Source organism: Halomarina litorea (assembly GCF_024227715.1).
GTDB lineage: Archaea > Halobacteriota > Halobacteria > Halobacteriales > Haloarculaceae > Halomarina > Halomarina litorea.
In genome coordinates, this window is the sequence record NZ_CP100448.1 from 2230790 (window position 1) to 2243562 (window position 12773).

At 60.9% G+C, this 12773-nt stretch carries 19 protein-coding genes; 11 read left to right on the top strand and 8 right to left on the bottom strand.

The annotated features are described in order from the left end of the window. The first annotated feature begins 60 nt into the window (after positions 1 to 60). Genes NKG96_RS12300 through NKG96_RS12330 form a run of 7 tightly spaced genes read left to right on the top strand, consistent with a single transcriptional unit; the run spans position 61 to position 7040 of the window. Positions 61 to 255: a hypothetical protein gene (locus NKG96_RS12300; protein ID WP_254535245.1), complete on the top strand. Its 195-nt coding sequence runs from the start codon at positions 61 to 63 to the stop codon at positions 253 to 255. After that, complete coding sequence (locus tag NKG96_RS12305) at positions 252 to 764, top strand: hypothetical protein (RefSeq protein WP_254535246.1); 513 nt, start codon at positions 252 to 254, stop codon at positions 762 to 764. Before NKG96_RS12300 ends, NKG96_RS12305 begins: the two co-directional genes overlap by 4 nt. 1 nt (position 765) lies before the next feature. After that, entirely contained in the window at positions 766 to 1635 is an 870-nt protein-coding gene (locus NKG96_RS12310) for a hypothetical protein (RefSeq protein WP_254535247.1), read from the top strand. Between the two features lies 1 nt (position 1636). Further along, positions 1637 to 2362, top strand: a complete 726-nt coding sequence (locus NKG96_RS12315) for a hypothetical protein (protein ID WP_254535248.1) — start codon at positions 1637 to 1639, stop codon at positions 2360 to 2362. Between the two features lie 33 nt (positions 2363 to 2395). Further along, positions 2396 to 3958 (top strand): polysaccharide deacetylase family protein, encoded by a 1563-nt coding sequence (locus NKG96_RS12320; protein WP_254535249.1) that lies wholly within the window; start codon positions 2396 to 2398, stop codon positions 3956 to 3958. A 36-nt stretch (positions 3959 to 3994) separates the two neighbouring features. Further along, positions 3995 to 4963, top strand: coding sequence for an alkaline phosphatase family protein (locus NKG96_RS12325; protein WP_254535250.1), 969 nt, complete (start codon positions 3995 to 3997; stop codon positions 4961 to 4963). A gap of 55 nt (positions 4964 to 5018) precedes the next feature. Beyond that, a complete protein-coding gene (locus NKG96_RS12330) occupies positions 5019 to 7040 on the top strand; it encodes a hypothetical protein (protein ID WP_254535251.1) in 2022 nt (673 codons plus the stop codon). A gap of 118 nt (positions 7041 to 7158) precedes the next feature. On the opposite strand, the gene NKG96_RS12335 is transcribed toward NKG96_RS12330, so the two are convergent. Genes NKG96_RS12335 through NKG96_RS12350 form a run of 5 tightly spaced genes read right to left on the bottom strand, consistent with a single transcriptional unit; the run spans position 7159 to position 8015 of the window. Beyond that, positions 7159 to 7299, bottom strand: coding sequence for a hypothetical protein (locus NKG96_RS12335; RefSeq protein WP_254535252.1), 141 nt, complete (start codon positions 7297 to 7299; stop codon positions 7159 to 7161). Beyond that, on the bottom strand, positions 7296 to 7547 hold the full coding sequence (locus tag NKG96_RS12340; RefSeq protein ID WP_254535253.1) for an SWIM zinc finger family protein: 252 nt from the start codon (positions 7545 to 7547) through the stop codon (positions 7296 to 7298). Before NKG96_RS12340 ends, NKG96_RS12335 begins: the two co-directional genes overlap by 4 nt. Beyond that, positions 7544 to 7699 carry a hypothetical protein gene (locus NKG96_RS12345; protein WP_254535254.1) on the bottom strand — a complete coding sequence of 52 codons (156 nt, stop codon included), beginning with the start codon at positions 7697 to 7699 and terminating at the stop codon, positions 7544 to 7546. Before NKG96_RS12345 ends, NKG96_RS12340 begins: the two co-directional genes overlap by 4 nt. After that, a complete protein-coding gene (locus NKG96_RS20925) occupies positions 7696 to 7818 on the bottom strand; it encodes a hypothetical protein (RefSeq protein ID WP_256558089.1) in 123 nt (40 codons plus the stop codon). The genes NKG96_RS12345 and NKG96_RS20925 overlap by 4 nt, the downstream gene beginning before the upstream one ends. Next, positions 7815 to 8015 (bottom strand): hypothetical protein, encoded by a 201-nt coding sequence (locus NKG96_RS12350; RefSeq protein WP_254535255.1) that lies wholly within the window; start codon positions 8013 to 8015, stop codon positions 7815 to 7817. Before NKG96_RS12350 ends, NKG96_RS20925 begins: the two co-directional genes overlap by 4 nt. A 219-nt stretch (positions 8016 to 8234) precedes the next feature. Between NKG96_RS12350 and NKG96_RS12355 the strand changes: the two genes are divergently transcribed. Genes NKG96_RS12355 through NKG96_RS12370 form a run of 4 tightly spaced genes read left to right on the top strand, consistent with a single transcriptional unit; the run spans position 8235 to position 9353 of the window. Further along, entirely contained in the window at positions 8235 to 8447 is a 213-nt protein-coding gene (locus tag NKG96_RS12355; protein WP_254535256.1) for an ArsR family transcriptional regulator, read from the top strand. Next, positions 8437 to 8805, top strand: coding sequence for a hypothetical protein (locus tag NKG96_RS12360; protein ID WP_254535257.1), 369 nt, complete (start codon positions 8437 to 8439; stop codon positions 8803 to 8805). Before NKG96_RS12355 ends, NKG96_RS12360 begins: the two co-directional genes overlap by 11 nt. Continuing rightward, entirely contained in the window at positions 8798 to 9211 is a 414-nt protein-coding gene (locus NKG96_RS12365; RefSeq protein WP_254535258.1) for a hypothetical protein, read from the top strand. Before NKG96_RS12360 ends, NKG96_RS12365 begins: the two co-directional genes overlap by 8 nt. Then, positions 9204 to 9353 (top strand): hypothetical protein, encoded by a 150-nt coding sequence (locus NKG96_RS12370; protein WP_254535259.1) that lies wholly within the window; start codon positions 9204 to 9206, stop codon positions 9351 to 9353. Before NKG96_RS12365 ends, NKG96_RS12370 begins: the two co-directional genes overlap by 8 nt. 1028 nt (positions 9354 to 10381) lie before the next feature. On the opposite strand, the gene NKG96_RS12375 is transcribed toward NKG96_RS12370, so the two are convergent. The 3 genes from NKG96_RS12375 to NKG96_RS12385 form a co-directional block, all read right to left on the bottom strand. Then, positions 10382 to 10591: a helix-turn-helix domain-containing protein gene (locus tag NKG96_RS12375; RefSeq protein ID WP_254535260.1), complete on the bottom strand. Its 210-nt coding sequence runs from the start codon at positions 10589 to 10591 to the stop codon at positions 10382 to 10384. A gap of 642 nt (positions 10592 to 11233) precedes the next feature. Continuing rightward, entirely contained in the window at positions 11234 to 11986 is a 753-nt protein-coding gene (locus NKG96_RS12380) for a hypothetical protein (protein WP_254535261.1), read from the bottom strand. 264 nt (positions 11987 to 12250) lie between these two features. Beyond that, a complete protein-coding gene (locus tag NKG96_RS12385) occupies positions 12251 to 12658 on the bottom strand; it encodes a PH domain-containing protein (RefSeq protein ID WP_254535262.1) in 408 nt (135 codons plus the stop codon). Positions 12659 to 12773 lie beyond the last annotated feature (115 nt).

Sequence of the window (12773 nt, forward strand, 5' to 3'; positions counted from 1 at the left end):
CCGGCACCAGCCACCAGACCCAGCATGAGAGACACCCAAACCCGAGAAGCCGTACGGCTGTTGAACGAGCTCCGGCGCGACCAGCGTCGCTCGGAGAACCAAGACGACCCTCAGTCGTCCGTCGAGGACGTCCGCAGCGCCGGGACCGATCAGGAGGGGGCGAGCGACAGCGTAACCGTGACGAGCGCGGCGTCGGCCGCCGCGACGTGGGACGGTGACGACTGGTCCTTCTCGTCGTGGGGGGCCGGATTGTGACCGTCTTCGCACAGGTCGGCGTTGAGTGCAACGTCGCCGTCGCGAGCTACGACGTCGGCCTCGCGAGTGCAGTCATCGACGCCTGGGACGACCTGCCCGACCGGGCCCGGATAGCAGCCCTTCGGCGCGTCCCGCCCGAGCAGTTCTCGCTCGCGCGGAACACGACCTGCGTCGAGCTGCACGAGTGGGCCGTCGACGGGCTTTGCGGGAAGGATACGCCGGCGCTCTCGGAGATGGCGGTCGGAACGAACGGAACGACGCCCGCCGAGACCGACCGAAGCCTCGGAAACGAGGTCGCCCGGATTCCGCTCTCGTCGATCGAGGGCAACGGCGACGAAGTGCTCACTGCCGCGTATCTGGACGAAGGGGAAGCGAACGGGAACACACTACAGGAGATCGGACTCTACGCCGACGACCGCTTCCTGAATCACGCGAGTATCTCGCCGGTCGACAAAGACGCCTCGACGACCGTGACGATCGAGGTCAGCATCTCGTTCACAGCACTCTGATATGACGGATCTCGTCAATCCATCCCCCAACCGAGCGGTCAGTGCACAGATCACGGCGGCGACGATCGAACGGGCAGCCCACGCCCCCGGCGGCGGGTGGGTCGTCCCCGCCTCCGATTCGGTCATCGAGGCGACGCCGCTCAACGCCTTCGCGCCGGAGCAGTCGTCGGCCGACCTCGACGTTCAGATCGACACCGGTGAGGCGATCGTCGGTGGTGTCTACCTCGGGCGGGACGTCACGTCAACCGTGACGCTGGCCGCGTCGACGACCGACCAGACCGTCTACGTCGGTGGTGACCTCTCCGCACCTGATACAGTCATCGTCGGCCTCGCGTCGGACTTCGCGAGCGGCGACCCGCGGATACCCGTCGCCACGTACGAGACGGACGCGTCTTCAGTGACAGCGTTCACCGACAAACGCGTGCTCGGGCGGCAAGTTGACGTACAGAACCAGCGCTACGAAGGGGCGAATCCGACCGCCGTCGCGAAGGCGACGTCGACGAGTCAGGTGGCGGGGCGCTCGGCGACCCTGCTGGTCCGGGACGCCCGGACGGCACCCATCCCGGTCGGTCGGCTGCAGGACGGCGATAGATCTCGTACCCTCGAGTACGTGCCTTCGGGACTGACGCTGAAGGTAATCGGCATCACGCTCCTCGACGAGAGCGGGCAGGCACCGGCGGGCCTGACGGCGACAGTCTCGGACGGCTCGGGAACAGAGCAGTTCTCGACAAACAACCGGCGGACCGTCGGGACGCTCGACACGCCACTCGTCACGCTCGTCGGCGAGCAGGCCCCCGTGACGTTCGCCGTCGAGAACGCGACCGGCGACATCGTCCGCGCGGGCGGAACGTTCGCCTACATCATCGAGTGACATGGGGGACTTCGACTTCTCCATCGTCGGGGGGACGGACGCCTTCGCGGTCCAGAACGGTGCGTTCACCGGGCTGATCGTCCTCGAGGAGTTCAACGACCCCATCGGTGGTGTCGAGAACTACGACGGGTCCCAAGGCCCCTGGCGTGGGTCGGCTTCGGTCATCGGGACGACCAGCGACTCATTTTCCGGCCCGTCGGCAGCCTATCGCGAGAACTACGACAACCGCTCTCGGAAGTGGTCGTACCCGGGCGATGGCCTCGATGCCTACCCGACGCTCGGGAGCGCGACGAGTGAGGGGTCGACTATCTCGATGGCGGTCCGTCCTCGGGACAACTACGTCCGGCTCTCGTTTTGCCACGCCCCAGGGCACGAAACCGACGGCTACGGCTGCTACTGGGTTACGTTCGACATCGACACCTACTACGACGACCTCCTGGTCCAGCGCGCTGACGAGGCGGGAGTGACTAAGACGATCGGCTCGACAGAGGTGTCGATTGCTGACGGCGACTGGTTCATCGTCGCCGTGACGATCGACGAAAACGGCGTCGGCGGGCACGTCGTGCGACTCTACCGTGTCGACATGAGTGGCGGTGCGGGCAACGGCGTCCGCGCCGATCTCGTCGACACGCTCGAAGTGAACGACACAACCCACCGAGGGCGTGGCATCGGCTTCGTCCACTTCGGAACCGGGTCGTGGGACGCGCTCACCCTCGGACTGCTCTGATCGGCTACTGACCAGCCCCTTACCCCCTTAGACATGACAACGTGGATAGAGACCTCACGACTCAAGCAGGACGGCACGCCGGTCACCCGGCGAATCAAAATCTCGAACATGGATAGCGACATCTGGTTCACGACCAACGGCTACGCCGAGGTCGGCGACGACGTCGCTGACCTGCTCGCGAACAACGTCAACTCCATCTCGAAGCTCGGATCGGCGCCCTCCACTCCAGGCAGTTACTACGGCGACATGACCGACTCGGAGACGATCAAGGTGGTCGTCCCGGACGGTGCGTTCGACGACGTCACGGTCCAGACGCTGGATGTCGATACGGCGACGGCCGATTCGTTAGACACAGCGCGTGGGTCTACCGAAATTCCGTTTGAAATCAGGAGTAACCGAACGGGGCTGGTGAACGCAGGCGTAGCTCAGGAGCGAGACATATCCCAATCGTTCGGGATGCGGTCCAGCCAAACCGTCGTCTCATGGATATGGGACGATGCACGCCGCTCTCAGTACCAGTTTCGGGACGTGTTCGAGAACTACGACGTTCCTGCGGCCATCGCCGTCCCAACGAGCAAGGTCGGCACCTCGGGGTTCATGACGTGGGACGAATTGGACGAAATATCGTCAGACCCCTATAATTGGGAAATCCTGTCGCACGGCTACACTAACACGGGATTCAACGGGAAGACAAATGAGCAGATAGAGACGGACGTGTATGATTCGATGGCCGATTTCGTCGCAAAGGCCAAGGAATACGGCAACCCGAACCTGCTCCCCAAAGGGTACGTCTACGTCGGTGGGCAGCGTGGTGATGACCCCGCAGACGGCCAGGGTATTGTCTCCGAGGTGTACCAGTATGCGTTTGGCACCGTTGGCGGAGCGATGGATGGGAAATACGGGCCGTTTGAAACGTCACGGCAGCGTGCCGAAAACACCGACTTGTCCACTCTCACGGGGGAGGTAGACACCGCCATATCGAACAATAGCGGCCTGGTTTTCTACGGTCATGAGATAATCGACGGGACACGGGCGGATGAGGGGAACCTGGACACCGCTGACTCGAAGATTATCGACGTTATCGAGCACGTCAACAACCAGAGCGGGGCGGAGTGGGGGCGACCGTTCGATACCCTCCGACACGCAAAAGGTGGGTGGCAAGTCGGGTCGTTCGACCACGGACGCCTATACGGGCAGGAGACGGGTCGCATGGCGATGGAACTCCCCGAGCAGGACGTGTATCGGATTCACGGGAGTAACCCAGACGACGTGTTCACGTCGTGGTTCGACACGGGCAATATCTATTTCGAGAATCCCGGCACGCTAAACCTGCTCCCTGGCGCAGACATCCGACTTCAGCCAACCAGCACCGTCGAACTACAGCAGGGAGACTTTCGGGTGACAAGTTCGCGGGGGTTCGGAAAAACGTCGAAAGAGGACCTCTCCGCAACTCCTGGGAACTTCGACGGTGAGTTAAAACGGCACAACGGCAACGATACCAACCCCTCGGGGTATGCCGAATGGGATACGTCGCTGGCGTCGGGCGCGGGGAACTGGCGCTCACTCATTGATGGAACGGTATTCGGCCCCAACTAAGAGAGGTGGTTTAACTTAGGAACAATTGGGAGTGGTATGGGAACAAAAGGGTGGCTCAACCAGACATACAAACGATTCAGAGACGATAGTATCCCAGGGGCAGTCGCTAAAACACTATACGATGTCTACCTTGGCGGACTCATGAGCGTCTCTTCTCGGAGGGAAATCGGTACAAACTTCTATTCAAAAGAGTGGGACTTATTGATTATTCTGGACGCCTGCCGTGTTGATGCGCTTCGGGAAGTGGCTCCAGAGTTCGACTTCATCGATGACGTCAGTTCAATTTGGTCTGTGGGAAGCAGCTCCGAGGAGTGGATGGCGAATACATTTACCGAACCTCATCGAGAAGAGATACGACAAACTGCATATGTCACCTACAATACGTTCACTGAGCGGGTTCTGAGAAATGGTGAGCGACCACCCGTCACAAAGTCAGTCCCCCAGTGGACCAACTGGAAAACACTCCACACAGACGACTTCGGCCTTATCGATGAAGTTTGGAGAGACGCCTGGGACGACGAAGTGAATACGGTCCAACCGCGCCCAGTGACCGACCGAGCAATCCACGCCCATCGCCAATCTGACGCTTCCCGCCTAATGGTTCACTACGGGCAACCACACGCACCTTATCTCGAACGGCCAGACGGGGAGATGGCTCGAACATATTGGCCAGAACTCAGACGTGGGGAGATGGAGATCGAGGATGCGTGGGAGTATTATATCGACAATCTTCGGCTCGTTCTGCAGGATGTCAAGATACTGCTTGAGAATGTTGACGCGCCGCGAGTGATAATCACCGCAGACCATGGGGAAGCGTTTGGGGAGTGGGGGATTCTGACACACCCTACCGGAATGCCTCACCCTGTCGTCCGAAAAGTCCCGTGGGCCGAGACAGAAGCAACGGATGAACGGACCCACACAGTTGAAATTTCAGAGGCAGACGAAACAAACGTGACCAGTAAGGAAGTGAATCAGAGATTAGAATCGCTCGGGTATAAAGTGTAACACAGGCGGCCAACGTCGAACAGCTGACTCGCAGCCGGTTCAGTGAAAGAAAGGGGTGGCCGCGACCGAGAGCTACGTCGAGCCCCCCGGCGACCTTCGGCCCCTCCTCGACGTCGCCGCCGAGTGGGAGACGTCGATGTTCGTGGCGCATAGCGAGAGCCACCCCCCGCCGCGAGTGAAAACCCCTCCAGACACAGCATCCATGACAACGATCAGAGGTAGTGACGACCAGTTCGAGTTTGACCGCGTCCTCGAAGTCCGACCGGAGGACGTCGACGACATCACGGGGTGGCTCGCCGACCACCTCGAGGACGGGACGCTCGTCCAGATGCACAGTGGAGTTTACCGAGCGACGCGGACCCTGAAGCACACCGTCGGGGGCGACACGATCGGCATCGAGGTCGTGGGCGACGAGCCCGTCGAGTGGCGCTGTCACGACGGGACGGAACTCGTCGTCTCACAGCTCGGGTATCTCGGCGCGGGGTGGGCGGTGCTCGACGGACTGTTCGTCGACGGCCCTATCGAGATCTCCTCGGAGGGGGACGCCAACTGTCCCGGCTTCGCGATCTGGCACGCCAGGGAGTTCGAGGTCAACGGCGTCCACATCGTCGACGCCTCGCAACGCGAGACGCTCTACTTCCGCTTCGAGAACCACTCGCCCGCCGACCACGACCAGCCGTCGTACATCCGCGACTGCGTCGTCGAGACGGGGATGGAACCGGCGACGAGCGGTCGCAACTCCGCGTTCGGCTTCTTCTCCGAGGGGATGGAGGGCCCGACGATCATGGCCGACTGTGGGGTCCGAGCGAGCGGCGGGCACGGCTACTACCTGGCGAACTCCTCGAACATTCACGTCCTCGATTCGTGGAGTCACAACACGCCGAACACGGGCCTTCGCGCCCCCACGAGGAGCTACGTCGAAGGGTTCACCGCGACGCTCGACGAGGACTTCCATCACGACCGCGATGCGGTCGGCATCGCGCTCAACGAGAACCGGGGCGCGTTCGAGGACGGTGCCCCTATCGGCGGCCAGACGCTCGTCGACTGCACCGTCGAGCACTCCTGTCGGAAAGACGGTGTCCTCTACTCGATCAAGTTCGGGCACGACGTCGATGGGATGGACGCCGGCGACGTCGACATCTGCGGGCTCACTGTCGAACACGAGCGCGAGGACGCCCCCGCCATGTGGGTCGGGGCGAACTACTCGGGGACTGCTCGCGTGGACGGCGCGTCGGCGATCAACGGCACGCCCATCCGCGAGCTCGCCGACTCCGAGCAGGTGCGGCGCCTCGACCATCACGACCTTCAGTTCGTCGAGGCCGTCGACGACCCGCTCCAAGTCCGACCGGTGACGGTCCCTGCGGACGACGGCGGGGCCACTCCGACGCCCGACGACGCTGGCGACTCCGAGCAGGGCGGGCAGAGCGATACGCCGACGCCTGCCGAGCGCCGTGCGGCTGGGGAGGTCGACTCGCTCGGTGGGGAGCATGAGGACGGCGACGTCCTCCGCATCGTCGCCGCCGCCGGCTCAACAGTCGAGTACGTCTTGGAGATCGATGGCGACGTCTTCCCCGGTGACCAGGGCACGGGCGAGCACGACTGGGACACGACGAAGCGTGGCGAGGGGGTCACGCACGTCGAAGGCTGGTCCTCGGACGGCAGAGACGATGAGTGGGTCATCGCGGGAGCCGTCCTCTCCGCGACGATCGTCCAGGGCGACGCGACCGTCGAGTGGAACGGCGAGACGGTCGACCCGTCGACGCTCGGAACGACGACCGACGAGCCGGCACAGGAGGGCGACCAGACGGGCGAGGAACCCGCCCAGCCACCGGGCCGTGTCCTCACCGTCCGAGGGACCGATTCGCTGTCCGGCCGGCGCCACTACCGGTTCCGCGTCTCAGAGTCGGTGACGCCCGAGGACGCCGGAAGTTTCGATCAGACCGGCGACGGCGGAGTGGTGGGGCACATGCAGAAGGGCTGGTCCCAGGAGTTCCGCGTCCAGGGCGACCTCGAGGAGGTGTGGGTGTCCGACGGCATCGAGCTCTCCATCGACGGCGAGTTCGTCTCGCAGAAGTAGCGACCCCGCTCTCTTCTCTCGGTGATAGCCCCGCCGAGTGGCAACACTGGACTGCGAAAACAGACGAAACGGCCTCTGACAGCCTCGCGCCAGGGGACGAGCCCGGCGCCGGGTGGCGTTACGCCGTGAGCGTCTTCGTGAACGACCGCCCGCACTCACAGCACTCGTACCGTTCGACGCGCGTTTCGGGGTACTCCGCCCCGTTGCTCCCCACGAGTTCGACGTCGACCGTTCCGCAGTCCGGGCAGGTGAGCGTCATCGCCCGCCCTCGTCGATGAGGTGCTGCTGGACGGCGAGTTGATGCTTGCAGACGACGCGCCTGTAGGTCGAATCCGGGCACGAGCAGTCGACGATCGCCTCGTCCTCCATCGCGACCGTGTAGACGTGTCGGCCGGGCGTCTCGTGACTGCCGTTGGTCACCTCGAAGTCGCCGTCCATCCGCCGGTCGACCGAGAAGTCCTCGGTCATCGCCCGCCGGTAGCGGTCCGGGAGGCTCGCGGAACTCATCGGCCGCCCTCCACAGCCTTCGCCAAGTCACGGGCCGCAGGACTCTGCGACGACGTTGAGTCGTCCCACGGACAGACGGTCGCCCGTCCGGAGTCCCACACCATGATGTCGGCACCCAGTACCGTCGGGAGCGCCACCACTTTCTCGGTCATCGCTGCCCCTCCACGTCGTCGAGCATCGTCCGGTCGAAGCGCTCGGTCGTCGTCCGCAGCTCAAAGCGCAGGTCGCCGGGGAGTGCTCGCCAGTCGGTCGTCAGTGGGCGGGCGCTCATCGGTCGGCCTCCTCGTCCTCGACGCGGAACAGGTCGCCGATGGCCTCGTGGACGCTGCCGTCCGAGTTCCGGATGTTCTGCTGGACCGGCGTCGGGATGTCCTCCCACTCCGTCCAGGGGATGCCCGCGGGGATTTCGGGGTGGTCGTCTTCGTCCGTACCGTTCAAGTCGCCGAGTCGCGTTTGTGTACTCGCCATTGGGTGATTCCATGGCACAAGCGTGCTCGGTGTCTCTAGCACCGGGCCGCGTTCTGCGACCGTCGCACGCTGAGCCATATCTACACTGTAGAGTGGGGGCTACTTAATCCTTAGGGTCTAAGGGTTATGGTCTATGGCTTGTTCCCTATGGCATAGTCCCTAAGTGCTTAGTAGCTACACCACATGGTCTAAAGCGTGGACGTGAGAACAGACCGCCCGATGATTGACGCCGACGATCTCGGGCCTGCGGACAGAGCGATGCTCGACCTTCTGCACGAGGGGCGCGTCACCGCCCCGTACGCGGCAGATGAAACAGACTACAGTCTTCAATACACCCGTGACGTCCTCGGCCGACTCGTCGAGCACGGTCACGCGAGGAAGGTGTACGAGGGGCTGTACGAACTCGTATCAGACCCCAGAGATGGCACATAGCGATTCGGAAGTCCAAGCGGCCCACCAGCTCATCACGACACTCCGGAACCAGGGCTACACGGTCGGCCTGGACACCGACGACATCGTCGAGGACTTCAACGACCACACGGTCTCGGCGCAGGCGCTCCTCGACGCCGACGACCTGGGGGCGTTCTTCGTCATCGCGCACCGACAGGGGCAGACCGACTACAGCACGTCGGTCATCCTCGACGAGAGCGTGGCATGGGGCGTCATCCAGATCGAGATGCTCGGCTCGCACTTCCGGACCGTTCTCGACGCGCTCCCGCTGTCGACGACCGAACTCGTCGACGCGATGGTCGACGAAGCGATTACGATTGAGGAGATGGATAATGAGTGAGACACCAGAGAGACGACCCAGACAGTCGAAGAACGAACAGCCTCCGCTCTACCCGTTTCCGAGCGACGAGGTGTTGTGGCCGAACGGTCGCCCCGATTTCGACCCCGCCGCTGACTCGTATCTCGCACAGGGGCGGCTCTCCGAAGACGACGTTCGCGTGTTCAACGGACGAGAACACGTCAATCCATACCGGCTCGCCATCAGGACGCCGGTCAGAGGGTCATCTGCGATGTTCGTCAATACCGGCGACCTCTCACACCTGCTGGCGATTGCGATTGTCGGACTCGCGAACGACGACTCGGGAATGTACGGCCCCAAAGGCGAGACCAAGTTCGTGTTCTCAGAGTCCTACTGGGAGAATTTCAGCGGGATTGACATCGAGGTCGTGGGGGGTGGAGATGAGTGACGACGACACTGTGTTCGGGGGACCTCGCCTCGAGGAGATCCACGCCGAGGTGATGCGCCTGCAGCGCGCGTTCGAATACAACGAGGCGTTCTTCGCGGTGACGCCGTACCGCCGCCCCGAGGGGGACGAACAGCAGAACTGACGATAACGAATCTGACCGACGAATCTAACCCACAATGAGCATACAAGACGAAATAGCGGAGATGTATGAGGTAGAAACGGCGGAAGAGCACGTCAAGGTCGACGGGCGGTACAGATCAATTTGAACGAGCCACGATCAGTACGACGTCCAGCACGGTGATGAATAATCGCCAAGCGGCACCTTCAGGAAATTAAGTCACTTTTGTCCGAATCTGCCATGTCCCAAAATAATCAGGGGGAGTGGTTATATGCCCCTACGTTGATGATTGATTCACACGGGATTGCCAGTCCCGTTCCAATCGTGTGCTTCGGCTCCCCGGCCATGCCAACTCCGGGGGGCCTCGACTCTACACAAGACAGTACCAACCATCTTGAAATCGTTCCGATTCTACCCTAGATAAATACATGTAGACTAGAGAGTTATATTTGATACTACGAACTGGAGGGTACGGAAGAAAAACCGTATCTGGCACACGATCGGTCTGGCACGTTCTTCCGCGGATGCAGTCAGGTGGCACTGACTGCGGAGGCTGGCACCCTCAATTCACGGCGATAGCGTCTCCAGCGCTGTCGCTCATTTTCCACTACAATTCGACACGGGGAGCCGACTGGCCCAAGAGAGGGCCTACTCAGTTCGCACTTCGACTACCTCAATGTCCCAGTTCGACTGGTCGGTAAGGGCGTCCCGACAGAACCATCCCCCCGCAACGTCGACATCGTTGCGTTCTGCGCGATGGACGAGCTGTCGTAATTGGTCGTGGAACTCTTCCTCGGTGGCGGGGTTGCCTGAATCGCCAGGTGTGGATATCATGATGCCTCTGACAGGGTGGAACGTGTGGCCAGTGGTGTGTGAAGGCCCGTCCAACGATAGGAACCTTTTCCACGAGGGGGCAACACCTCGAGAAGAAAGTCAAAGGGGGCTCACAGCAGCGGACAGTTGTTCCTAGATACCACTCCAATTTCTACACGTAAAATAATTCACCATCAATCACGATAGTAATTATGTTCATCGAAAGGTGACTCCCGCGTTCACTCACATGAGTAGGTCTTCAAGATGGTGTCGACGCCAGTTCGAATCCGCACGGATGCCTCAACGTCAGTCGTCCCCAGCTCGTCGGCGATCTCGGATAGTGATGCTCGCCGTGGAACCGCGAAATATCCCCGGTCGAGTGCGGTGAAGACTGCCGCTCGCTCCTCCTCCGTCAACTGAAACGTATCATGCTCGCATTTCCCGTTCATGTATATCACTTACACGTCATCAGGTAAATATTGCCACCCCACAATACCCGATAAGCGCCCATCGTCTTTAGTTCCGGTATTAGTATGTAGAATACATCTCACTCCTACAATCGGTGTCGGCGGAGCAATTCATCTAGTGAGAATAATAAACGGCAGAGAGTGAATAAGCCGAGACGCCAGCGGGGACCTGCCGTAGTGTCACACGCGCCTTCCCAGAACGTGGATAACGACGCTGTCATGTGTTCTTTTTGTCTATGGATATAGGTTCGGAATGATAGCATAGGCGGCTGATTACGCTCGATACTCGGCGACTCACTCAGAGAGATATGACGCAGCTATTGTTGCAACGCAAACGACTTTATCAGGTCTCTGACCAATGGTATCTACCCACGTGGTATCCGATTTTCGGATATCAGGGGATCAGACGATGGAAAGTATGGCACACACGGCGGTATACTGCTACTCATGCAGCAGCGTCGTCTCCGTCTCCGATAGTTTCATTTTCCGGCGAGGGGGCTACGTCGCAACGCTCTGGGAGTGTCCGAACTGCGGATGGAACACACACCAAGCGGGTGCGCTCATCCGAAAAGCGTGGGCCCGTCTGAAGCCGAAACTGACGTGAATCGAATGAGGACTGGCTCGTTATCCTGAGGCGGTCACGCTCGCCACGCCGTACGCCGCGCTCGTCGAGGACTCCTTGAGAACCTCACCGTTCGAGAGAATCTGAATCGTGAGCGTCCCGCTTCTGTCGTCTTGCTTCTGTGCGTTCGCCGAGACAATGCTCGCCGAATCATCGATGTCGATAGTCTCAGTCCCGCTGCCGTCAACGCTGCGCGCCGACCCGCCAGCCGAGATAGAACCTGTCCACTGACCGTCGTACTGGATGCGGACTTCGAGGTTCGCGCCATCCGAGGAGTCACCTGAGTTACTGCCACTCCCACTGGTCATCGACGAGACCGAAGCGACGCCGTAGGAACTCGATGTCGAGGACTCTTTGAGGACTTCCTCGCCGCGGAGGATCTGAACGGTGAGCTTGCTCGAATCGTCGGCCTCTTTCTGGATGGTCGCCGAGATGATGTCCGCCGAATCCTCAACGTCGACAACTTCGTTGCCGCTTCCTTCGACCGAACTGCTCGAGCCAGCGCTTCCGACCGATCCCGACCACGCCCCTTCTGTCTGGATGCGAACGCGGAGATCGTCACTACCACCGCTGGAACCCGAGTCGGTCTCGCTCTTCGTCGTGGTTTGTGTCTGGGTTGTCGTACTCCCGTTAGCATTCGAGTCCTCATTCGAATCGGTATCACCCGAGCCGTTACCACCATCCTCACTCGCACAGCCCGCTATACTAGCAATTAGTGATGCGCTCGTGACCGTCAAGAAGGTCCGTCGTTGCATACAGCCTGACAAATTGGCGGTCCTACAAATAGCTACTCCTCGTCGTTGGCATTAACCAACGGAGTGGTGTTTATCCTATAGTTGGTCTTTCCGTCAACAATGCACTATCAAGAGAACCCCGCTAAGCGTGCGTGGACAGGGTTCGAAGGTGTTCACAGTGGGCGTCTCGTTATAGCCCGGGAAGACCAAAGTATGTTGGTTAAGACTCGCTCGCGCTACTCCGGAACTTCGAGTGTCTGAAGGACGCGCGACGAGTACTCCTCGTCAGGCTCGCTGCGCGTTCTGGATCGACGTCTTCACCGTCGAGAAGTTCGGCAGCGCGTCGAGGCGCAGCTCGTCGGCCCCCATGTCCAAGATAAGCGTCCCGCCGCCGAGGAGACGTTCGCCGAGCCCACGGCTCGACTTCACGCGTTTGATCTGGTCGATCTGGAACTCCTCGGTACTGGTGCCCGTCCACCCACCTTTCTTGACGATGACGCGGTCGGTCGTGATGAGATACCGCGTCTTCTTCCGGGCGCGATAGACGAAGAACAACGGGACGATTCCGATGCCGACCGGGAGCGTGCAAAGCCCGATGATGAGCGACCAGAACCACTTGCTCCATCGCGGCCGGAGATCATGCTGGATGTCCTCGCCGTCAAGCAGGGTGATACCTGCGACTCTGGCTGGCATACGACCTGACAATCAGCCCGTTCTACAAGTAGTTACTCCTCGTTGTTGATCTTAACCAACGGAGTGGTGCTTATCCTACGCTTGGTCTTTTCAGGAGGAATGCGACAGGCCGCTT